A 20527-nucleotide genomic window follows, 5' to 3' on the forward strand; every position below is an offset into this window, starting at 1 on the left:
TTTCCAAGACGAATGCCAAGGGTTTTCCAAGAACACGAGATTTCGGATCGCCGGGTACATCCACGGCACCGGGAGGGGATCGGATGACGAAGGGTTCTGCGTCCGCCGTCGACAAAGCGCTGGATCTACTCGAGGCCATCGCGCGCTCGACCACGCCGATGAAGCTCAGCGAACTGGCAGAAGAAGTCGGGATGCTCCGCCCGACTGCGCACCGAGTGCTCGGAGAACTCGCGAACCGTGGTTGGGTCTTCCGCTACGACGGTCGCTATCTCCCCGGCCCGGCTGCACTGCAGGTTTCCCACGAAGCGGCAGCGCACTCGTTGGCGGCCTTGTGCGATCCGACCATGCGGGTGCTGTCCGAGAGCACCGACATGATGGTGAATCTGCAGGTTCTCGAGAGCGGCGGAACGCGGATCATCGCGGCGCTGCGTCCCGAGAGACTCAAGATGATCACTCGGATGCTCGGGGATCTGCTTCCGCCGCACCGGTTCGCGGGTCCGCTCGCGTTGGTCGCGGCACTCGAGGACAACACCCGGGCGCCCTACCTGGCGATGGTGGAGAAGAGCGGCTATCCACTGGAAGGCCCCACCGGCTTTCTCGCCGACATAGCCGAGACGCAGAAAACCGGATTCGCCGTTGTACACAAACGATCTCAGGACATCATCGGTTCGGTCTCGCGTGCAGTGTCTTCCCGCAAGGGATCTCCGCTCTGCGCGTTGACGGTGATCGGGTTCGATACCGACTTCGATGCGAAAACGACGCGAATGGTCGAAGAACACCTGCTGCGGGCCACCGATGAAGTGCAGCAACTCCTCACTGACCACACTTCGGGCAAGCGCCCGTCCGACACAGGAGAAGAAGGATGATTTCACGGACCGAGGGCTTCATCACCGTCGCAGACGGCGAACGGGTCTGGTACGAGACTGCCGGCGAAGGCCCGGATCTGATTCTCACGCACGGTCTCGGCGGCAACGCCGCGGTCTGGTACCAACAGGTACCGTACTTCGCTCAGCATTATCGGGTAATCAGCTGGGATCAGCGAGGATTCGGCCGGTCCACCAACGAAAAGGGCAACCACGGCCCGGTAGCGGCAATCTCGGATCTGATCGAAATCATGAACCTGTTGGAGGTCGATCGAGCGCACGTGGTCGGCCAGTCGATGGGCGGTTGGGCCGCATTGGGGACCGCGATCGCTGTTCCGGAGCGGGTGGAGTCGGTAGTCCTGGCCTGCACGACCGGCGGCATTCCCGTCGGATTCGGTCCGGACGGCGCACCTCCCCTCACCGCGGCGCCCGTCACGGCGCGGCCACTGGGGGAACACCCCGCTGTGGGCGGACGGTTGCCGAGCTTGGACATGGCGAGGGCATACCTGTACCAAGCTCTCGGCACCTTCGGTCATCGCCCACCTGACACCGAGTTCTTCCGAATTCTCAAGGCCCACAACTACTCGCCGAGCGATCTTGCCGCGGTGACGGCGCCGGTTCTGCTGATCGCGGGTGAGCTGGACGATTTGATGACACCCGAGCGGATTCGCAGCGCCGCCGAGTTCCTGCCCCACGCCGAAGTGGTCGAACTTGCCGACCGCGGCCACTCCCCCTACTTCGAGGACCCACACGCGTGGAACGAGTTGGTGGCGCACTTCCTGGCCGATGTTCGTGCCCGCCCAGTGCGCTGAAACACCAACTCGTCACGCATATTCCAACTCCGAGGAGATCTAATGGATTCATCTCAGACCGTCGAGTTCATCCCACCCGCTTTCGATACGCCGTTCTCCACCGGAGTGCGCGTCGGAGACGTTCTGTATCTGTCGGGTCAGATCGGCATGCTCCCGGACGGGACTTTGGCCGACGGCTTCGAAGCGCAGGCTCGACAGACCATGGAGAACATCGTGGCTTCGCTGATCGCTTACGGTTCCGGCGTCGAAGCAATCTTCAAATGCACTGTCATGCTTGACGACATGTCTCGTTGGCAGGAGTTCAACAAGGTCTACCTCGAGTACTTCCCGGCGTCGAGACTGCCGGCCCGCAGTGCGTTCGGAACAGACGGACTGGCGCTGGGTGCGCACATGGAAGTCGAATGCATGGCCTACACACCGCGGGTCTGACTGCTCGCGGGCACTAACCGTCCCAATCCACACGTTCAGCCAGGCGCAGCAATGTGCGTCGGCGCGTAGTGCTGGTTTCGCCGATGTGCGCGATCCGGCCGTAGATGTGGGCGCGGAAGTTCTCGATACCGTCCCGATTCTGTTCCTGCGCAGAAGTACTGGCGGCATTGTGCAGCAGGGCACGCAAGCGATCGTAGTCGTCACGCGGATACGACGGTTGGTCGTTGATCACCAGTCCGGTGAGGTGTTGGCGTCGATGAGGGCGCATCACCTTGGTCTTTCGTGGATGGATGGCAAACCCTTCGTCCCTGGCGATCTGCTCGACGCTCCAGAGGAGGGTTCCGACGTCGGCTACTTCGATTCCGGAGAAGGCGAGGTCGTCGGCGTATCGGGTGTAGGTGAGCCAGTTTGCTTGTGCGAGTCCACTCAAGCGGATATCGAGTTTGCGCGCGACGAGATTCGCCAGTGCAGGCGAAGTTGGCGCGCCTTGCGGAAGATGCGCGGTGCGTAGCTGTGATGCCTGTGCATACGGTAGGCCGCGCAGGGCATCGGCAGGTGTTGCAACAGTGCACAATCCGGTGAGAACTCCTGCCAATGCGGGTGGATAGCCGAGGGCGGTGAAGACGGCGTGGACGCGGCTGCCGCTGATCGAGGGGAAGAACTGCGCGAGGTCCACACCGATCACGATTTCCGACTGTGCGTGCGGCGCTGCAAAAGTCAGAGGGCTTCGACCACGGACGAATCCGTGTGCCGCGTCGTGCGGGGGCACCAGGTCGAGTATGCGGCGCAGAATCTTGCGCTGAATTTCGCGCAATCGAGGTTTCGGTACCTCGAGGAGGCGAGCGCCGGTCTTCTTGCTGATCTGCATGGGCCGGTAGTGGCGTAGCGGTAGGGGTTTCGTGCGGAGCCATTCCCCTCGGTCGGCAAACCACTCGAGTTCGGAGATCGTCAGATCCAGTGAACGAGCCAGGTCCACACTGGTGTTGTAGCGAGGAACGTCGAACCGCCACACCGAGGATTCATTGGTGTCCAGTGAGAGAGGAACAGGCCGCAGGCGAGGTAGTTCGCGTAGCAATCGGTACAGAGTCTGCGGTTCGAACGGTGGGGCGGGCATGAGGTCGAGAACGCGCACGGCCAGGAGCGTCGGGGAAACGCCGAAGACGGTTCCGAATGCCTCCTCGAGGCCGCTGAGGGTCCACGGAGCGTCAGCAGCCGCAACGGCCAGACGACGCGCCAACTCGGGATCGAGCTCGAAGTCACGCATGATTCGACTCCGGGATGCGACGGGGCGGGGTGACCAAATCCTTTGTCCGGTGCGGCGGCAAGCACGCGGAGCGTGCCGAACGCCGGTGGACGCAGTATCCAATTCTTCTGGCCGACCCAGGGGTTACCCCTGAGACTGGTCGCGTGGACCAACTCTCACCCACGCGCCGCCGCATCCCTTCACAATGGCAGACCGTCCGGTATCTGTCACGTGTGAAGCGGATCTGTCAGGTGTGGGTTCTCAGATCGACGAACGATCCGAACCGACGAACTCGCTGATCCACGGCACGACTGCTTCGCGGACGGTGACCGCCTTCGGCAGTAGCCCGTTGCTCAGCAGGAGATCGGCCGCTCGCTGCTGCTCGTCGAGGAACTCGTCGGTGACCGGGTTGACACCGAAAGGACGCCCGCGCAGCGCAGCTTCCCAGGCATCGATGCTCGCGGACCCGCCACGCTTCTCGATGTCGTCGACGAAGATCTGCGCGGCTTCGCGGGGGTTGGCTTCGATCCAGGCGTCGGATTCCTGCAGGGCCTCGATGATCGCCTGGAGGGCCTCCGGGTTGGTATCCGCGAAATCGCGCCGGGTGAACCACAGTGAGGGGTGGCTGAAGAGTCCGTCGGTGGCGATCAGCGTGCGCAGTTCGTGGTTCGCTTCGATGTCGGTCAGCCCCGGGTACGCCCCTACCCAGGCATCGATGGTGCCGTCGACGAGGTCCGCTCCACCACCGCGCACGTCGGTATCGACGGGGACGATGTCGGACCAGGTCAGCCCCGCCTGATCCAAGGCGAACAACAACAGTGTGGTCTGCCACGATCCGTGCGCGATGCCGACGCGCTTGCCGCGCAGGTCCTCTACCGTGTTGATCTCGGACTCTGCCTTGACTACCAGGCGCCCGTTCTCCACGCGGGGGCCGGAGATTCCGATGTAGACGAGATCGCGGCCCTGGGCCAATCCGGTGACGGGCGGCGTGAAGCCGGTTCCGATCACGTCGTATCCGCCCTCCTCGAACAGCCAGTCCGAGTGCAGGGTCGGCAAGGCGTTTTCCGGGTTCACTGCAGGCTTGGCGGGAAGCTCACGCAGGTCCACCCACTCGACATCGGGGAGACGGCGTTCGAGGATTCCGGTGTGGCGCAGTACGAACAGCGAATTGTTGTGTGGGAAGTATCCGACGCGAACGGTCATGAGATCTACGGTTTCCTGTTCTGAATCAGTGATGGGGGTGGCTAGATGAGGCCGCGTCGACGCGCCTCGTCGGCGAGTCCGCTACGGCCCCACTGGACCGTGAGGTTGGACGGATCGAATTCGACCGAACCGCCGAGGGTTTCGGCGATCGCCTGGAACTGCGCGCCTTCCTCGAGGAGGACGACGAACTTCGCGAGGTCGAGCAACCCGCTGCGGCCGATGACGTTGACCCCGCCGTTGGCTTCGAAGATCGCCACCAGATCGGGATCGTGTTCGAGACGCTCGAGAATGAACTCGCCTGCAGAACGGGATCGATCGATGTGCGGCGGAATCTCTCGGGAGAGCGTCAGCCTCTGCGAAGCCGCATAGCGGATGGGTAGCGTCCGATGGGTCTGTGCCCAACCGCCGAGCCACGGAGTGTGGATGTGGACGACGCTGGTGATTTCCGGATGCTGACGGAAGACGGACGCGTAGCCGGTGACAAAACCAGCCGATCCGTTGCCGGAGAGCACCTCTCCATCGAACGTAGCGACAACCGGTGACACCGATGGGTCATCCGCCCACGGTCCCGGGTCGTTCAGGGCGACCGCGATTTCGGTGCCGGGTACGCGTTCGACGAAGTTCACGGTCCCGTTGGCTGCAACCGTTCCGGTCTTGCGGAAGACGTCGAATGCCTTGTCTGCTGCTTTGCGCGCTTCTTCGACGAATGCTGCGGTATCGGCGTCGAGTCGAGTTTCGGTGGTGGTCATCGAGTCTCCAGTCCAGAAGGTGTGATCGGGGTGCGCTGCAGGAGGGGAAGAACTTCTTCGCCGACGCGGTATGCCTCTTCGAGATGCGGGTTACCCGCGAGGATGAAGGCGTCGACGCCCAGTTCGCGCAGCTCGTCGAGTCTTTCGGCGACCTGTTCGTAGCTGCCGACCAGTCCGAACGCCGGTCCGCCGCGGATGAGGCTGAAGCCACACCACACGTTGGGCTGCACTTCCAGATCTCGGTAACCGGTGATGTGTTCGGGCACCCACCCCTTGATGCGGGCGGCGCCCACCGAATCACCCTGCGCTGCGCGGTCGGCGGCCCCCTTGTCGACGAAAGCCCAGCCTTTCTCGATCTCGGCCCACGCGGCTTCTTCGGTGTGCCGGGCAACGACGTCGATGCGTACGGCGAACTTCGGGGTGCGTCCCAGCTTGGCCGAGTTCTCCCGCACGCCGTCGATCTTGGCTCTCAGATCGGCGTACGGCTCCAGCCAGGAAAGGTAGTAATCGGAGTGCAGTCCGGCGGCGGCGACGGCTGCTGCCGAAGACCCGGAGAAGTACACCTCGGGAAACGGCTGGCCGGCAAGTCCGGGTGGAAGTGCAGCGCCGTGGGTTTGGAAGAAGCGACCGTCGAAGTCGAAAGGTTCGCCGTCCCACACACCCTTGAGGACCTCGAGGAACTCGGACGTCCTGGTGTAGCGATCGTCATGGTCGACCTTGTCGCCCCACCACAGCTGAGGCGCTCCGCCTCCGCCACTGATGATGTTGTAAACCAGACGTCCGCCAGTTGCTCGCTGCAGACTGGCCGACATCCGCGCGGCCTGTACCGGGTGAAGGAAACCCGGTTGGAACGCGACCATGAAACGGTACGTGGTGGTCTCGGCGGCCAACGCTGCTGCGGTCGCCCACGGATCCTCGGTCATCGGGAAGGACGGCAGCAGTCCACCGAGGAAGCCGGCAGACTCGGAAGCCTTTGCCACCGCGGCCATGTGGTCGATGTAGCTGTATCCGTCCAACTCGCCGCCGCGGATCGCGGGAGCGATGTTGCCCGGCCCGTATCCACCGGCATCGCCGCGGTTGTAGCGACGCGGAGTACGCAGCGACGCGTGGTCGCCTTCCATCCCGATCCGCCAATAGAAATCGATGCTCATGCGGTGGCCTTCTCTTCTGTGGTGGCCTTCTCTTCCTTGCGGATCCGACCCTCGGGATCGACCAGGTGCAGGAGATGCTCGCCCGCCCGGTGCAGCTCTTCGATGTGTGGCCGGCCGGACAGGACGAAACCGTCCACGCCGAGATCGCGATACGACGACAATCGCTGCGCCACTTCCTCGTAGCTTCCGACGAGGCCGATACTGTGCTCGTAGCCGATGCGGTCGAATCCGGACCACAGGATGCCGCCCCGATCGATCTCGAGTGCAGCGGAATCGGTTTCTCTCAGTTGCCGTTCGACGCGAGCCCAGGCTTCGTCGGCTGTTTCCCTCGCGATGATCGGGATGCGCAGGACCTTCTCGACGTTCCTGCCGAGTTCGGATGCTCGGTCGTCGAGGGTGGTGATCCGTGTCGACAACTCGTCACCGGCAAGGGTGAACTGATGGACATCGGCATGGTGGGCCGAGAGTTCCAGAGCTTCCGGTGAGTCTCCGGTCAGATGTACTCGGGGAAAGCGGAGTCCCGACAAGATGCCTCGGAATCCGCCGCCGAGTACGTCGTAGTACTCGCCGTCGAAGTCGTAACCCGTGCCGCCGAATCCGCCGGGGAGAATCTGTTCCTCGTTCCACACACCGCGTGCGACGGTCAGGAACTCCGCGGCGCGCGCGTAGCGGTCGGCACCTCGAACCACGTCTCCGCGAGCAGCGGCGTCTTCGGGGTCCGTCTCTACCTTCACTCGCCATTCGAGACGACCTGCCGACAGGCGCTGAAGTGTCGCCGACATTTTGGCGGCGTAGACGGGGGTGCCGAAAGTGGGGTGAAACTCCACGACCACTCGCGAATGACGCGTCTGACGTAGGGCGGCGGCAGCAACGATCCAGGATTCTTCGCCATTCGGATCGTACGGTGCGACAACGCCGTCGACGCCCGACAGTTCGGCTGCGAGAACGATCTGTGCCAATTCGTCGAAGGGCCCGAAGTTTCCGGGGCGAACATCGGTCGCGACGGTAGTCGGTCGCTGTGGCCCGAAGCCGCCGCGACTGTTCAGCGCGGCCACGGCCCGGCGTCCGTCACCGCGCGAGGGCAGCTCCCAGTAGACGTCCGTCATTCTTCTGTGCCCTTCTGCGCGGCGACAAGTGCGCGTGCCTGTTCCAGTGGTTCGTGCGCCACCCAGGACTGCAGGTCGAAGTCGGCGGCAAGGAAGCCGTGCGCATACAGGAATTGTTTCTGCACGCCGAGCAGGTCCACACGCTCGTCCGACAGGCTCAAATGCAGTCCGGTGTGGAAGTTCTCGCCGTAGGCTGCCACCACACCTTCGGGCCCGGACTGTGTTTCGGTCTGCAGCACGGCTCGGACCTCGTCGATGTTGGCTGCGGCCCAGTCCGCTGCTCTCAGGCTCTCGGCGAGGAAACCGACGACGATGTCCGGGCGCTGTTCGAGTAGGTCGGCATGAACCGTGATCGGTCGTGGGGTGCCGTTGTTCACGCGATCACGGAGGGATGCAGTGGAATCGAGATCGACGGCCACGGCGAGGCCGTGTTCGCGGGCAACTTCCTGGGCGCGGGCGCCCTTGACGTAGATGGCATCGACGTCGCCGCGGAGCAGGGATTCGACACCCCACGTCGTGTTGCGGGTGGACGAGGCGGTGCGGACCTCGGGGGCTGTGGTCGTCGCAACCTCGACGAGGGTGACGTCGGCAAAACTCAACTCGCCCAGTCGAAGTGCGGAGGCGAAGCCGTGCAGGGCCATGGCGCGAGGAAAGCTCCTGGCCTGATCCGCAGCCCAGGCCGGGATTCCGATCCGAGCGCCGGCCAGAAGACCTGCTTCTCGGATGTCGGAGTCTCCGCGCACCAGGATCGCCTGGGCCTCGTCGATCCAGGTGAGCCCGATGAGCCGCGTCGGAGAACCACTGGCACGCGCGGCCAGTGCGGGGACGTTGCCGCCCTCGCGAATGAGTCCGGAGAGGTGGTGATCGAAATGGCGCACTGCCAATTCCGGTCCGGCATCTTGCAGTACGCCGAAACGCACTCCGGATTCGTTTGCCGTCCGGTCGAGCCAACCGAGACTGTTGGCGAGACCGCTGGCGGTGGGAACGGGGCAGCGGGTGTACCAGAGTGTGTCGATTGCGGAATCAGCGATCAATGTCATGACTGTCCTGTCCGTCGGGGAAGGTGCGGCCGACACCGAGTTCCTTCAGGAAACTCGCTCGGTAGCGCAAAGATTCGGGATCGTTCCGATCGCGGGGGCGTGGCAGGTCGATGTCGACGTCCACGGCAAACCCGCCCTTGTCGAGGATGAGCACGCGGTCGGCAAGTCGTACGGCTTCGTCGACGTCGTGCGTGACGAGTAGTACAGCCGGACGGTGGCGGGCGACCAGATCGCCCACCAAGTCTTGCATTTGGAGCCTGGTCAAAGCGTCGAGGGCCGCGAACGGTTCGTCGAGCAGTAATAGTTCAGGTTCGCGAACGAGAGCGCGCGCCAATGCGACGCGTTGGGCCTCGCCGCCGGAGAGGGTGGCCGGCCAGGCACGGTGCTTGTCCGCGAGGTTGACCTCGGAGAGTGCGTTGCGTGCATTGTCGGTCACCTGACGTGACCGTTTCTGTCCGACTGTGACATTGGCCAGAACTCGCTTCGACGGTATCAATCGCGGTTCCTGGTAGACGACCGTGCGGTCGCGTGGGACCAGCACATCACCGCTGTCCGGTGCTTCCAAACCGGAAAGCACTCGCAGCAGGGTCGTCTTGCCGGTACCGCTGGGGCCGAGGAGAACGACGAACTCGCCGCGCGTGATCTCGAGGTCGATACCACCTAGAACAGTCTTGTCACCGAACGACTTACGCACTCCGGTGAGCGAGACCGCTACCGGTGATCCGGCACGTCGCTCGGCCGCGGTGGTGCCGGTCCGCTCACGGGCTGCCAACGGCGGCAGAGGTGCTTCGGTGGATGGCAGCGAGCCGATGGTTGTATTTGTCATCGCGCCACCGACAATCTCCGCCACGGCATGGAGTACCGCTCGATCAGTCTGACGATTGCGTCGAAGATGAGTCCCAGTGCCGCGTACATGACGATGCACAGAACCATGTAGTCGGTGCGGTTGTATTCCTGCGCCAGGGTGACCAGATATCCGATGCCCTCACGTGTGCCGACCTGCTCGGCGGCGATCAATCCGGTGATGCTGAGCGACAGGCAGATTCGAAGCCCCATCAGAACACCGGGGAGGGCGGTCGGAAGAATCGCTCCGAACACCAGTCGCCAACCCGTCAGGCCGAAACCTTGTGCCGCTTCCACCATCTTGCGATCGACTCCGCGCACTCCCAGGTAGGTGTACGCGTACATGGGGGCGACGGTCGCGACCGCGATCAGGACCACCTTGAAAGTTTCGTCGATACCGAACCAGGCGATGAACAGCGGAACGAGCGCGAGGAACGGAACCGCGCGATTGATCTGCATGGTCGAGTCGATCAGTTCTTCGCCGAGCGAGGAGAGACCGGACAGAACCCCGAGCACCAATCCGACGATCACACCGACCGAAACACCGAGTGCAGCACGTTGAAGCGACGCGAGACCGAAGTCGACCAACTGACCCGACTGGTACAGCTCGGCGAATGCCGTCCACACCGCCGGAGGTCCGGCCAGGATCTCTTCGCGGATCAGTCCGGTAGCGGATCCGATCCACCATCCGGCAACCAGCAGCGCGGGCACGAGGAAGCGGAGGGGGATCGAGACCCACTTGGGCCTGCTGCGATTGCGCCGGTAGCGGGGCGTTTCGAGTTGCGGATGCTCCACTGACGGCGACGCAGTTCGTGCGGGCCGGGTCAGCGTCACCATCGGGTCACTTCCCCTCGGTGGTGGGCGCTGCCGCTGCCGAACCTGCCACAGCACCCTGGAGGTCGAAGATCACATCGCTGCCCTTGAGCGGCTGCTGGATCACCTTGTTCTCGGCGAACAGTGTGGAGATCGATTCGAGGTCGGTGGCATCCGCTGCGGTCGGATAGCGGAAGTTGGTGATCTGGCCGCCCAGGGTGATCGCGTCGTCGAGCCGCTGTCCGGAGAGTGCACGCGGACCGGTCTGTTCGAAGACGTTCTCGAAGGCTGCTGGGTCGGCCTGCTGCTTCGCGGTGAGTTCCTGGGTGACCTCGAGGAACTTCTGGACCACCTCGGGATGCGCTTCGAGTACTGCGGTGCGGCCGGCGATGATGGTGCTGTCCACGGAGTCGATGCTCGCCTCGGTTGCGATCTCGACCGCGCCCTTGGCCTTGGCCTCCTGATACGGAATCAGGAACGATGCCCACGCGTCGACCTGCCCGGTGGAGAACGCCGACGCCGCGTCAGCCTGTTGCAGCGGAACACGTTCGACGGAATCGATCGGCACTCCGGCCTGCGTCAAGGCCTTGAGCGTGATGTACTCGCCCTTACCTGCAGGGTTGACGGCGATGCGCTTGCCGGCCAGATCTGCGACGGTCTTGATTCCGGATTCCGGAGTGGCGATGATGCCGGCCTGGTCCTTGTTGTACGGGTCGGACGTGGCGAAGATGCGGACACCCACGTCCTTGGACAGTGCGCCGACGACGGGACTGTATGCGCCGGTTTGGATGTCGAGCTCACCGCTGTTGAACAGTTTGAGGTTGGAGCTGAATCCCGGTGTGGTCTTGACCCATTCGATCTTTGCGCCCAGCGGTGCCAGCGCCTCGTCGTAGGTTCCGTCACGCTTGCCGACGGCGATGGCACCGGAGTTTCCGGGATCGAAGACTTTGAGCGTGAAGTCGGCGCTGGAATTGCCTGCGGCGCTGTCGGAATCGGAAGACCCACACGCCACCGCCAACCCGGCCAGCGGGATCATGGCGAGCGCAGCGGCAGCTCGTGGCAGTCGGCGGAAGCGGGACATGTATGTGGCTCCTTCAGGCGTTGATTCGTCAGAACTGACGACGATGACGCTATTGGGTGCCTGTCCGTTTTACCCCCGTTTGTTTTCTGGAGATTGGAAATCTTGACAACATCGGAAGTCTGTTCATCTGGGCTTTTATGGACCGTCGTCTGGTTCCTTTCCACCTGATGGAAAGGATGGCCGGACTGCTGGGTCCGTGTTAGCGTCCGATTCTCAGGTCGATCAGGCCACAGCGAAAGGATCGTTCGTGACGGACGCACGCGGCGCGGGAGTTCAGACGGTAACCCGTGCCCTGACCATGCTCACATGTTTTCGCAGTGGCGAAGAACTGGGAGTCTCGGAAGTTGCGCGGCGACAAGAGCTTGCGGTCAGCACCACGCATCGATTGCTGCAGTCGCTCGTCGACGCGGGGTTCCTCGAGAAGGACGACGCAACCAGTCGGTATCGCATCGGCGCGGCGCTGGCGGCATACGGACAGGTCTCCTACCGGCAGCATCGGATCTATCTGTCCGAGCCCTATTTGGAGCAATTGGCCGCGACGACAGGAGCATCCGCCTCCCTGGCAGTGCGAAGCGGAAGTGAGGTGGTGTTGCTCGGATTCAGCCGATGGCGCGAGGCCGACGGGCACGTGCTCCAGGGTGTCCGCCTTCCCTTGCATGCGAGCGCACTGGGGAAAGCCTTTCTGGCTTGGTCCGATGTCGACGATTCCGAGCTCGCTGCGCTGCCACGTGAAGCGACCACTCAGCGTGCGATCACCGATGTTGCCGGTATCCGCCGGGAATTGGAACTGACTCGTGAGCGAGGATACGGATTCAACGACGAGGAGTTGACCCCGGATTACCGAACGATCGGAATTCCGATCATCGATGGATCCGGCACTGTGCGTTACGCTCTCGGGCTTCGTGGTCCGGTCGAGCTGATGATCGACGAACGGATTCCGTTCCTCGCGGATCTTGCCAAGGTAACTGCGCGACAGATCGGTGAAGTGCTTCTCTGAACTGGCGTGAAGCGCTTGTGGCAGATCCGGCCGAACGTGATTACCGTTGAAGTCGAGGGCGCGATCGCACAATGGCTACGCGACGTGACCGCGTCCTCGCGAGCGTGGAGACGAGTGATGACGACGATCGGTGTCGTTGCCCTGCTGCTGGGCGTCCTGTTGATCGTGGTCGAGGCGCATGCCCCAACCGCGGGGGTGCTCGGTGTGCTTGGAGCACTCATGATCGGGGCCGGCGTCTGGATGCTTTTCACATCCGACGGTATCGGGCAATTGATCGCGATCCCGGTGACGGCGGGGGTCGCGGTAGTCGGCCTGGGCGTGGTGGCGGTAGCGAGTCGAAAAGCGCTTACCGCGCGCCGCGCTCCCGTGCGTACCGGGACGGAATCTCTTGTCGGTTCCGACGCGACCGTTCGCAGTTGGACGGGCGTGCAGGGGCAGGTCGAGCTTGACGGCGGATTATGGAGTGCTCGAATGGAATTCGGGTACGACGACTCTGTGCCTGCCGTGGGCGAATCCGTCGTCGTAGAGCAGGTACGAGGCCTGACTCTGAGAGTGCGCCGTCGTGAACCGTGGGAGCTGCCGCTATGACCACCGTGCTTGTCGTGTTGTCCGTGTTTGTCGTGCTGATTGCAGTCCTTGTGGGAATGTCGGTGAGAGTTCTGCGCGAGTACGAGCGCGCGGTGGTGTTCCGCCTCGGCCGATTGATCACCTTGAAAGGCCCAGGCCTGGTGATTCTGGTGCCGGCGATCGATCGTATGGAACGGGTCAGTCTGCGAACCGTCACGCTGAAAATACCGGTCCAAGAAGTGATTACCCGCGACAATGTTCCTGTGAAGGTCACCGCCGTCACGTACTTTCGGGTCGTCGACGCTGACCGTTCGATAGTCGAAGTCGAGGACTTTCTGGCCGCCACCTCACAGATCGCCCAGACCACACTGCGCTCCATCCTCGGTAAAGCTGAGCTGGACTCGCTGCTATCCGAACGTGAACGCCTCAACGAGGATCTGCAGAAAGTCATCGACCAGCAGACCGAACCGTGGGGCGTCAAGGTCACGACCGTCGAGATCAAGGACGTCGAGATTCCAGCCAACATGCAGCGCGCCATCGCCAGGCAAGCAGAGGCCGAACGTGAACGTCGAGCCAAGATCATCAACGCCGACGCAGAGTTTCAGGCTTCGGCCAAGCTCGCCGAGGCGGCCGAGGTGATCAGCCGCAATCCGACCACCCTGCAATTGCGATATCTGCAGACACTTCACGAGATCGGTAGCGAGAACAACTCCACCGTTGTCTTCCCCTTGCCGCTGGATCTTGTCCGGCCCTTCATGGGCGGCCAAGCGGAGGTTTCCACAGTCACCCAAGAACATGCCCGTTCTGTCTGGAATGCGAAAGTTGTTGATTAGCAGCTAGTTTCATCTCGAAATTCTCTTGTATTCGAAACTGTGTTCGAATACGATTGCTGCATGGACAGTCGGGATGCGTGGCAACTGGATGGCGAGGACCTCAAGAGTGAGGTTCTCGATCTGGTGCACGCTCGGCACGAGTTGCAGTCGCGGTTGGTGTTGTTGATCGTGGAGATGTTTTCCCGTGAGGTTCTCGGTGGGAAGGGTTTTCGGGCGATCGCGCAGTGGTTGCATGGTTCGACGAATTTGGAGATCGGTGAGTGCAGTCTGCTGGTCGGGTTGGCGCGGTTGTTGATGCTCGAACCTGTTGTGGCGGATGCGTTTCACCGGGGTGATGTTGATGCGTTGAAGGCGCGGCAGGTGGCGTCGTTTTGTCAGCATCCACCGAAGAACATGACCCTGGCGGATGTCGGCAAGGCTCGCGGGATCTTGTTGGGGTTGGCGTCGAAGAACATCGCGGATTGTGATGCGGTGCGGGCGGCGATTCGGCGGATCGAGAAGCAGTACGGCAAGCGTGAGGACGGTGTTCCGGTCGGCGAGGATTCGGAGCGGAACGAGTTTTACGCCTCGAAAGGCCTGTACGGGCGGGTCACTGTGAAGGGTGATTTGGATGCGATCAACGGGGCACGGTTGATCACGTTGCTGTCGAGTTTGTCGGCTCCGACGCCGGAGAAGGATGGCGTGAAGGACACGCGCACGCCTGCATTACGACGGGCGGACGGGTTCTGCGAATTGTTGCGCCGGTACGAGCGGGCGGGGTTGGGTCCGATCGAAGGCGGCGTGAAACCACACATCACGGTCACCGCGTCGGCAAAAGATATGACAGATCTGCAAGCGTTGAAAGACCTCCTGCCGTCGACGGAGGAACTGGGGTTCGCGTGGACGGATTGGGTAGGTCCGATCAGTATCGATACTGCCCGGATGCTGGCGTGCGACTGCACCGTGACGCGGATCTTGTTGGATGAGAACGGTGTTCCGCTCGACTGCGGTAAGGAAGCGAGAACGGCGACTGTTCCGCAGCGCCGGGCTCTTGCGGTTCGGGATGGCGGGTGTGCGTTTCCGGGGTGTGGGACGCCGTCGGGGTGGTGCGATGCTCATCATATTGTTCACTGGGGTGATGGTGGCCCAACGGATCTCGACAATCTGATCTTGTTATGTGGTCATCATCATCGGACGATGCACCACACGGAATGGCGGGTGGAGATCGGCCCGGATCGGAAGACGGTGTTCTACCCACCGATGTCGGTTGATCCGCACCAGCATCCGATCGGCGGGAACAGCCCGCCCACAGCAGCCTGAACGGGCGCAACTGAATACGCACACACCGGGGCATAGCCATGCCCCGGTGTACGGCGTGTGCGGTCAGAGCATCGTCGAGATATGGTCCGGAAGCGCGACACCTGAGTCGAGATCCTCGGACGGGATCGGTTCACCGAAGTGCGTAGCTGCGGGAACTACTCCAGCCCAAACGGTTTCGACACCAATGTCGGCGGCATCGTCGCCGGGGCCGCCGGTGCGGGCCTTGACGGAAGCCTCGTACAACGGCAGTGCAAGAACGATGGTTGCCGCCATTTCCTTGCGCGTGTGATCCCGAAGGTGTTGGGAACGTCCGGGAACCACCTGGTCGACGATCAGATTCAAAGCCTTCACTCGCTCGTCGCCGTCGGTCACGACTCGAGGTGATCCGACGATGACGCCGCTGCGGTAGTTCATCGAGTGGTGGAAGCCCGACCGAGCCAACACGAGCCCGTCGAGGATCGTGATGGTGATGCAGATTTCGCTGTCCGGAGCCAAGCTTCGCGAGGCCACCGAGCCGTGAACATAAATAGACCCGCCGCGGTCAGGGCCGTCGAGGTCGAACCCGTACGCGGTGGGAAACACCATGGGAACTCCGCCGACGTTCACGCCCATGTGGCACAGCTTCGCGGACTGCAAGACGTCGACGAGTGCCGCGCGTTCTGCGACGCCGTGGTGGCGGGCGCGCTTGTGCGTCGTACGTGCTGTCGGAGACAGCGGAATAGGTGCAGTGGGGGCAGGAGCAGGGGCAGCAAAGACAACGGAATCTGTCATGCAGACAATGCTGGTGGCAAAGTGGCTTCAAGTCATGGTCCAATCAGTGGAGACTTCGATAGGCCACTTCGATTTCCACTTCCGAGAGGGTTCTGAATGTTTCTTCCTTCGGCGGTAGCCGTCGTCCTCGACCGGACAGATCGGCGGGCGCTCCCGATCCAGATTGCCGACCACCTCAGAGCTGATATCCGCAGTGGTAAGGCGGCAGTGGGACTGAGGTTACCCAGTTCCCGGAAGCTGGCGGCGGAGCTCGAGGTGGCGCGGGGCGTCGTGGAACGGGCGTATGAGCAGTTGATCGCCGAGGGTTGGCTTGTCGCTGTGCACGGCTCGGGCACCTTCGTTGCCGAGGCGCCCTCTCCCGTGGTCACTCCCACGACTACACCGAAGAAGACCGCCGACAAGATGTCGCCCAGGGTGCAGCTCCGGCCAGGCGTGCCGTGGACGCCGCCGCGTGCATCGGCAGCGTGGCGGCGGGCGTGGCGTGACGTCGGGTCCAAACCGCCACCATTCGAGGATCCCGATCCTGCGGGTGACTACGAATTGCGTTCGGCACTATCGGAATTGCTGGCAAGAGCCCGCGGAATGTCGGTTGAACCCGAGAGAATCCTGATCACCTCAGGTGCCACGCATGGTCTCGGCCTCGCCCTGTCGGCTCTGCGTACCCGTGATGCTGTCTTGGCGATGGAAGATCCCGGATACCGGTATGCGTCCTCGGCCGCAACAGCCTGTGGATGGTCGCTGCTCGACGTGCCCGTCGACGCTCATGGTCTCTGTGTCGACCAACTCGAAACGGCGTCGGAGAGCGTCCGCGGTGTGTATGTGACACCGTCCCATCAGTATCCGACGGGTGGGCTGCTTCCGGTAGGTCGGCGCAACCAGTTGATCGAGTTCGCACGCGCCCGCGACGTCGTCCTGTTCGAGGACGATTACGACTCCGAATTCCGTTACGACGTAGCGCCTTTACCTGCGCTTGCCCAGTTGGCTCCTGATCGGGTGGTGTATCTCGGAACGGTTGCCAAGACGCTCGGCGCCGGAATTCGGTTGGGCTGGTTGGTAGCTCCCCTCGACCTGGTCGACCGCATAGCATTACACCGCAAGCGAATCGGCGACTTCCCGTCGGTTCCGCTGCAGCAAGCACTCCTGTCCCTGCTCCGTGACGGCGAATGGGATCGAGCGGTACGTACCGCCCGGCGCAGGTACCGCGAGCGCGATCGGGCGGTCGAGGAAGCACTGTCATCGTTCGGTGAACTGCGCGGACTCGGCGCCGGCATGCACACGACGCTCATGCTCGACGCGGATCTGGCAGCCACCGTCGCTCGCGAGGCACTTGAACACGGCGTCGAAGTGCCCACCCTGGTCGAGTCCACCCGAACGCACGGAGACCCCGGCGGATTGGTCATCGGCTACGGGCGAGTGGAATCCGCGGACCTAGAATATGTGCTCGAGGTGATAGCCGAGTGCCTCGCACGTCACAGCGCGTGAAGTCTCGTTGATCGGGAGTGCGGCAACGGATGGGCGTGGTCCAGTTCTAGCGTCTGCTCGTGACGATCCGAAGCCAGACCTTTCCGCACCTGCTCGCACCAGGCACCATCGGCCCGATGACCGTGCCCAATCGCGTGGTTCTCCCTGCGATGGACATGAACCTGTGTGAAGACGGGGAAATCGAAAAGGGCGACATCGACCACTTCGTGGCTCGTGCGGCCGGTGGAACGGGTCTGATCATCACCGGTTGCTGCGCTGTTGCGTACCCGCTGGGCTGCACCAGCCGCAAGGAACCGGGGCTCTCCGAAGACCGGTTCATCCCCGGACTCAAAGCGCTGGCCGACGCGGTGCACGACGCAGGCAGCAAGCTCTGTGTGCAGATGACACACCACGGCAAGGTGGCGCGCATCGATACCCTCGACGGCCGACCCCAGTTGGTCCCGTCCACACCGAAGCCGCCGGGTGACATGAGTGCGATGGCCGATTGCACGCCCGAAGAACTGGGCAAGATGGCTGCCATCAACGAGGGCAAGAGGGCGACCTACCACGAGGCCACCAAGGAAGATCTTGATTGGCTCGTCCGCATGTTCGCCGAGGCTGCCGGACGGGTGAAAGCGGCGGGCGGCGACGCCGTCGAGATTCACTGTGCCCACAACTACGTCCTCGGAGCGTTCCTGAGTCGGTACACGAATCAGCGCAGCGATGAGTACGGAGGTTCCATGGAGAACCGTGCTCGCCTGGCTTGTGAGGTTATTCGGGCGGTCAAGGAGGAGGTCGGTGGTGCGCTTGCCGTCATCGTGCGTCTGGCCGGTCAAGAGTACGGCGAAACCGACGGGCTGACCGTCGACGAGGCTGCTGCGGCCGCCAAGATGTTCGAAGAGGCCGGCGCTGACGCCATTCACGTCACCGGTACCGCGCTGAATGCTTTTGCCAACTTCACCGACGGCCCCCTGCCCGACAAGGTCGGCTACTACATGGACAATGCAACGCGAATCAAGCAGGCGATATCGATCCCCGTGATCACGGTCGGACGTATGCTCCCCGAGGTCGGCGAGAAGATGATCGCGGAAGGTCGCACGGACTTCGCCGCGATGGGCCGCCAGCTCCTGGCCGATCCACAGCTGGTGAACAAACTCAAAGACGGTGTACCCGAGCGGGTTCGGCCTTGCATCAATTGCTACGTCTGCGTGCAGGAGAACTTCTGGGACGAGACCCCGCTGTGCGCGGTGAACCCTGCCCTGGGCAACGAAGCGCTGCTCCCCTTCGTTCGGACCAGCACCCCGAAACACGTTGTTGTGGTCGGAGCGGGCCCCGGTGGTCTCGAAACGGCTCGCGTGGCCGCTGAACGTGGGCACCGAGTCACGGTGTTGGACAAATCCGATCGTCTCGGCGGCACCCTGTGGTTCTCGAGCCTCACTACCCCGGACAACGGGCGTCTGCTCAGCTGGTTGAAAGTGGAAATCGAGCGTCTCGGTGTCGATGTTCGACTGAAGACCGAAGCCTCGGTTGCTTCGATCCGGGCATTGAACCCCGACGCCGTAGTCGTGGCCACCGGTGCAGTCCGTGAGCGGCCTAGTGTTCCGGGCGGCGATTTGCCGCACGTGCACACCGGTGATTCGTTGCGCGCGTTGATGACCGGAGCGGGAGACGTCTCACAGGTGCCGCCGGTCCTGCGGACGATGGCCAAGTTGGGCAAGCTGTCCGGTATCACCAAGAGCCCCGCGGCGATCCGAGCTGTGACCCGCAAGTTCCTGCCCATGGGTAAGGACGTTGTCGTGATCGGTGGTTCGCTTGTCGGACTCGAGCTTGCGGAGTTCCTGGCCGAGCGAGGTCGCAATGTGACGCTGATCGAAGAAGGCCAGCAGTTGGGTATTCCGATGGCGATGCCGCGCCGCTGGACGGCTGTGCGCCACGCCAAGCATGTCGGTGTGGACATTCACCGCAATTCAACGGTGCAGCGAATCACCAAGGAGCACGTCGAATTCCGTTCCGGTGACAAGACACTGACCGCTCCAGCCGACATGGTTGTCGTCGCATCGGGGGTGTCAGCGCAAGCGCCGCTGGCCGACGCTCTGATCGGCGTCGTCTCCGACGTGCACGTGGTCGGTGACGCGGTGAACGTCGACTACATCGAAGGTGCGATGCACACGGCGTGGAAAGTTGCGATGGATCTTTGACCCATCCTCTAGGTAGCGCTTTGTGCCGCAACGATGTCCGGCCACCATCGGGCCGCGACATCGGGGTGCGCGCGTAGTCGACTCTTGAGGGCGTTCGCCCCGTAGGAATCGTGGATCGGGTTGTTCGCGTCCACGGTGACGCCGGTGGCGCGCGCCGCCAGCTCGGGTGGTAGGTCGAACTCCGGGATCTGCGCTGCGTAGTTCGGGTTGAAGAAGAACGGCACCGAGATACGTTCGCCGTCGCCCTCGGGTGAAACTACCCGGTGCACAGTCGCTTTCAAGTAGCCGCCGGTAGCGACCTCGAGAAGTTCGCCGATGTTGACCACCAGCGCCCCGTCGATCGGCGGTGCGTCGATCCAATCGCCGTCGTGCTCGACCTGCAGACCGCCCTTGCCCGGTTCGACATAGAGCAGTGTCAGTACACCCGCGTCCTTGTGCCCGCCGACGCCCTGGGAGCCGGCACCTTTCGGGCGGCCCGGGTAACGCACCACCTTGATGAGGATCGACGGATCGTGAGCGAACGCGTCGTCGAAGATGTTCGCATCCTGGCCCAGGGCTACCGCCCATTCGCGTAAGAGGCTCAGTGCGATCGAGGTGAGTGTGTCGTTCCACTCGGTGATGACGTCGCGGAGTTCGGGAAGGGCGTCGGGCCACTGGTTGGGGCCCTGCAGGATCTCCCAGGCCGGTGAGGTGTCGGTGCGCTCGGCCGCGGGCTGTTCGGCGCCGATGTCGATCTGCTCGCGCCAGTCCTGCTTGCCTTCGGTCAGTTCGCCGCCGAGCCTGGTGTACCCACGGAAGTGCGGGCTGCGGACGTTCTCGATCGCGAGCTTCTCGGCAGTCGGTAGCGCGAAGAACTCGCGGGCGACGGCGAGGAGGCGGCGCTGCAGTTCGTCGGGAATTCCGTGGCCGACCAGGTAGAAGAATCCGACCTCGTGGGTGGCCTCGCGGAGCTGAGTGCGGAACTGCTCGGCGGTGTCGGGGTTGTGCGCCAGCGACAGATCGAGCACTGGCAGCGACGTAATCGACATGGGGTCCTCGATCCGTGTGATGGTTCTGATGTCCATCATT

20 protein-coding genes are annotated in these 20527 nt (G+C 63.0%); 9 read left to right on the plus strand and 11 right to left on the minus strand.

Going from position 1 to position 20527, the window contains the following annotated elements:
- Positions 1-83: 83 nt before the first annotated feature.
- The 3 genes from AC2ETI_RS27665 to AC2ETI_RS27675 are packed head-to-tail and all read left to right on the plus strand — an operon-like array spanning position 84 to position 2104.
- Complete coding sequence (locus AC2ETI_RS27665; RefSeq protein ID WP_019746079.1) at positions 84-866, plus strand: IclR family transcriptional regulator; 783 nt, start codon at positions 84-86, stop codon at positions 864-866.
- The gene (locus tag AC2ETI_RS27670; RefSeq protein ID WP_483634685.1) at positions 863-1675 is read left to right on the plus strand and encodes an alpha/beta fold hydrolase; all 813 of its coding nucleotides are present in this window, start codon (positions 863-865) and stop codon (positions 1673-1675) included. The genes AC2ETI_RS27665 and AC2ETI_RS27670 overlap by 4 nt, the downstream gene beginning before the upstream one ends.
- Positions 1676-1717: 42 nt before the next feature.
- A complete protein-coding gene (locus AC2ETI_RS27675; protein ID WP_003946047.1) occupies positions 1718-2104 on the plus strand; it encodes a RidA family protein in 387 nt (128 codons plus the stop codon).
- Between the two features lie 13 nt (positions 2105-2117).
- Here the strand turns inward: AC2ETI_RS27675 and AC2ETI_RS27680 are convergent, their stop codons facing one another.
- From AC2ETI_RS27680 to AC2ETI_RS27720, 9 genes are all read right to left on the minus strand, one after another.
- Positions 2118-3368 carry a reverse transcriptase family protein gene (locus AC2ETI_RS27680; protein WP_483634686.1) on the minus strand — a complete coding sequence of 417 codons (1251 nt, stop codon included), beginning with the start codon at positions 3366-3368 and terminating at the stop codon, positions 2118-2120.
- Between the two features lie 240 nt (positions 3369-3608).
- Positions 3609-4550 carry an ABC transporter substrate-binding protein gene (locus AC2ETI_RS27685; RefSeq protein WP_020971394.1) on the minus strand — a complete coding sequence of 314 codons (942 nt, stop codon included), beginning with the start codon at positions 4548-4550 and terminating at the stop codon, positions 3609-3611.
- A gap of 41 nt (positions 4551-4591) precedes the next feature.
- Entirely contained in the window at positions 4592-5299 is a 708-nt protein-coding gene (locus AC2ETI_RS27690) for a class II aldolase/adducin family protein (protein ID WP_483634687.1), read from the minus strand.
- Entirely contained in the window at positions 5296-6450 is a 1155-nt protein-coding gene (locus AC2ETI_RS27695) for an LLM class flavin-dependent oxidoreductase (RefSeq protein ID WP_483634688.1), read from the minus strand. The genes AC2ETI_RS27690 and AC2ETI_RS27695 overlap by 4 nt, the downstream gene beginning before the upstream one ends.
- Entirely contained in the window at positions 6447-7556 is a 1110-nt protein-coding gene (locus tag AC2ETI_RS27700) for an LLM class flavin-dependent oxidoreductase (RefSeq protein ID WP_211918906.1), read from the minus strand. Before AC2ETI_RS27700 ends, AC2ETI_RS27695 begins: the two co-directional genes overlap by 4 nt.
- On the minus strand, positions 7553-8596 hold the full coding sequence (locus AC2ETI_RS27705; protein WP_483634689.1) for an ABC transporter substrate-binding protein: 1044 nt from the start codon (positions 8594-8596) through the stop codon (positions 7553-7555). The genes AC2ETI_RS27700 and AC2ETI_RS27705 overlap by 4 nt, the downstream gene beginning before the upstream one ends.
- Positions 8580-9422, minus strand: a complete 843-nt coding sequence (locus AC2ETI_RS27710; protein WP_317559058.1) for an ABC transporter ATP-binding protein — start codon at positions 9420-9422, stop codon at positions 8580-8582. Before AC2ETI_RS27710 ends, AC2ETI_RS27705 begins: the two co-directional genes overlap by 17 nt.
- Positions 9419-10276, minus strand: a complete 858-nt coding sequence (locus AC2ETI_RS27715) for an ABC transporter permease (protein ID WP_003946011.1) — start codon at positions 10274-10276, stop codon at positions 9419-9421. Before AC2ETI_RS27715 ends, AC2ETI_RS27710 begins: the two co-directional genes overlap by 4 nt.
- 4 nt (positions 10277-10280) lie before the next feature.
- On the minus strand, positions 10281-11333 hold the full coding sequence (locus AC2ETI_RS27720; protein ID WP_019746070.1) for an NrtA/SsuA/CpmA family ABC transporter substrate-binding protein: 1053 nt from the start codon (positions 11331-11333) through the stop codon (positions 10281-10283).
- Between the two features lie 247 nt (positions 11334-11580).
- On the opposite strand from AC2ETI_RS27720, the gene AC2ETI_RS27725 reads away from it, so the two are divergent.
- From AC2ETI_RS27725 to AC2ETI_RS27740, 4 genes are all read left to right on the plus strand, one after another.
- Complete coding sequence (locus AC2ETI_RS27725; protein ID WP_020971387.1) at positions 11581-12330, plus strand: IclR family transcriptional regulator; 750 nt, start codon at positions 11581-11583, stop codon at positions 12328-12330.
- Positions 12331-12447: 117 nt separating this feature from the next.
- Positions 12448-12918: an NfeD family protein gene (locus AC2ETI_RS27730; protein ID WP_336503955.1), complete on the plus strand. Its 471-nt coding sequence runs from the start codon at positions 12448-12450 to the stop codon at positions 12916-12918.
- On the plus strand, positions 12915-13730 hold the full coding sequence (locus AC2ETI_RS27735) for a slipin family protein (protein ID WP_283307768.1): 816 nt from the start codon (positions 12915-12917) through the stop codon (positions 13728-13730). The genes AC2ETI_RS27730 and AC2ETI_RS27735 overlap by 4 nt, the downstream gene beginning before the upstream one ends.
- Before the next feature lie 60 nt (positions 13731-13790).
- The gene (locus AC2ETI_RS27740) at positions 13791-15029 is read left to right on the plus strand and encodes an HNH endonuclease signature motif containing protein (RefSeq protein ID WP_483634690.1); all 1239 of its coding nucleotides are present in this window, start codon (positions 13791-13793) and stop codon (positions 15027-15029) included.
- A gap of 63 nt (positions 15030-15092) precedes the next feature.
- On the opposite strand, the gene AC2ETI_RS27745 is transcribed toward AC2ETI_RS27740, so the two are convergent.
- A complete protein-coding gene (locus AC2ETI_RS27745; protein ID WP_259117986.1) occupies positions 15093-15800 on the minus strand; it encodes a pyridoxamine 5'-phosphate oxidase family protein in 708 nt (235 codons plus the stop codon).
- A gap of 96 nt (positions 15801-15896) precedes the next feature.
- On the opposite strand from AC2ETI_RS27745, the gene pdxR reads away from it, so the two are divergent.
- On the plus strand, positions 15897-17282 hold the full coding sequence (gene pdxR / locus AC2ETI_RS27750) for a MocR-like pyridoxine biosynthesis transcription factor PdxR (RefSeq protein ID WP_483634691.1): 1386 nt from the start codon (positions 15897-15899) through the stop codon (positions 17280-17282).
- 59 nt (positions 17283-17341) lie between these two features.
- Positions 17342-19459, plus strand: a complete 2118-nt coding sequence (locus tag AC2ETI_RS27755; protein ID WP_483634692.1) for an oxidoreductase — start codon at positions 17342-17344, stop codon at positions 19457-19459.
- A gap of 8 nt (positions 19460-19467) precedes the next feature.
- Here the strand turns inward: AC2ETI_RS27755 and AC2ETI_RS27760 are convergent, their stop codons facing one another.
- Entirely contained in the window at positions 19468-20526 is a 1059-nt protein-coding gene (locus AC2ETI_RS27760) for an isopenicillin N synthase family dioxygenase (protein ID WP_483634693.1), read from the minus strand.
- Position 20527: the final 1 nt, after the last annotated feature.

The sequence above is a fragment of the Rhodococcus sp. MurmanLake-1 genome, from assembly GCF_056945715.1.

Excerpts from the sequence above, each read along its gene's own strand:
- AC2ETI_RS27665 (WP_019746079.1), top strand. The coding sequence starts at position 84 with ATGACGAAGGGTTCTGCGTCCGCCGTCGACAAAGCGCTGGATCTACTC.
- AC2ETI_RS27670 (WP_483634685.1), top strand. The coding sequence starts at position 863 with ATGATTTCACGGACCGAGGGCTTCATCACCGTCGCAGACGGCGAACGG.
- AC2ETI_RS27675 (WP_003946047.1), top strand. The coding sequence starts at position 1,718 with ATGGATTCATCTCAGACCGTCGAGTTCATCCCACCCGCTTTCGATACG.
- AC2ETI_RS27680 (WP_483634686.1), bottom strand. The coding sequence starts at position 3,368 with ATGCGTGACTTCGAGCTCGATCCCGAGTTGGCGCGTCGTCTGGCCGTT.
- AC2ETI_RS27685 (WP_020971394.1), bottom strand. The coding sequence starts at position 4,550 with ATGACCGTTCGCGTCGGATACTTCCCACACAACAATTCGCTGTTCGTA.
- AC2ETI_RS27690 (WP_483634687.1), bottom strand. The coding sequence starts at position 5,299 with ATGACCACCACCGAAACTCGACTCGACGCCGATACCGCAGCATTCGTC.
- AC2ETI_RS27695 (WP_483634688.1), bottom strand. The coding sequence starts at position 6,450 with ATGAGCATCGATTTCTATTGGCGGATCGGGATGGAAGGCGACCACGCG.
- AC2ETI_RS27700 (WP_211918906.1), bottom strand. The coding sequence starts at position 7,556 with ATGACGGACGTCTACTGGGAGCTGCCCTCGCGCGGTGACGGACGCCGG.
- AC2ETI_RS27705 (WP_483634689.1), bottom strand. The coding sequence starts at position 8,596 with ATGACATTGATCGCTGATTCCGCAATCGACACACTCTGGTACACCCGC.
- AC2ETI_RS27710 (WP_317559058.1), bottom strand. The coding sequence starts at position 9,422 with ATGACAAATACAACCATCGGCTCGCTGCCATCCACCGAAGCACCTCTG.
- AC2ETI_RS27715 (WP_003946011.1), bottom strand. The coding sequence starts at position 10,276 with ATGGTGACGCTGACCCGGCCCGCACGAACTGCGTCGCCGTCAGTGGAG.
- AC2ETI_RS27720 (WP_019746070.1), bottom strand. The coding sequence starts at position 11,333 with ATGTCCCGCTTCCGCCGACTGCCACGAGCTGCCGCTGCGCTCGCCATG.
- AC2ETI_RS27730 (WP_336503955.1), top strand. The coding sequence starts at position 12,448 with ATGACGACGATCGGTGTCGTTGCCCTGCTGCTGGGCGTCCTGTTGATC.
- AC2ETI_RS27735 (WP_283307768.1), top strand. The coding sequence starts at position 12,915 with ATGACCACCGTGCTTGTCGTGTTGTCCGTGTTTGTCGTGCTGATTGCA.
- AC2ETI_RS27740 (WP_483634690.1), top strand. The coding sequence starts at position 13,791 with ATGGACAGTCGGGATGCGTGGCAACTGGATGGCGAGGACCTCAAGAGT.
- AC2ETI_RS27745 (WP_259117986.1), bottom strand. The coding sequence starts at position 15,800 with ATGACAGATTCCGTTGTCTTTGCTGCCCCTGCTCCTGCCCCCACTGCA.
- pdxR (WP_483634691.1), top strand. The coding sequence starts at position 15,897 with ATGTTTCTTCCTTCGGCGGTAGCCGTCGTCCTCGACCGGACAGATCGG.
- AC2ETI_RS27760 (WP_483634693.1), bottom strand. The coding sequence starts at position 20,526 with ATGATGGACATCAGAACCATCACACGGATCGAGGACCCCATGTCGATT.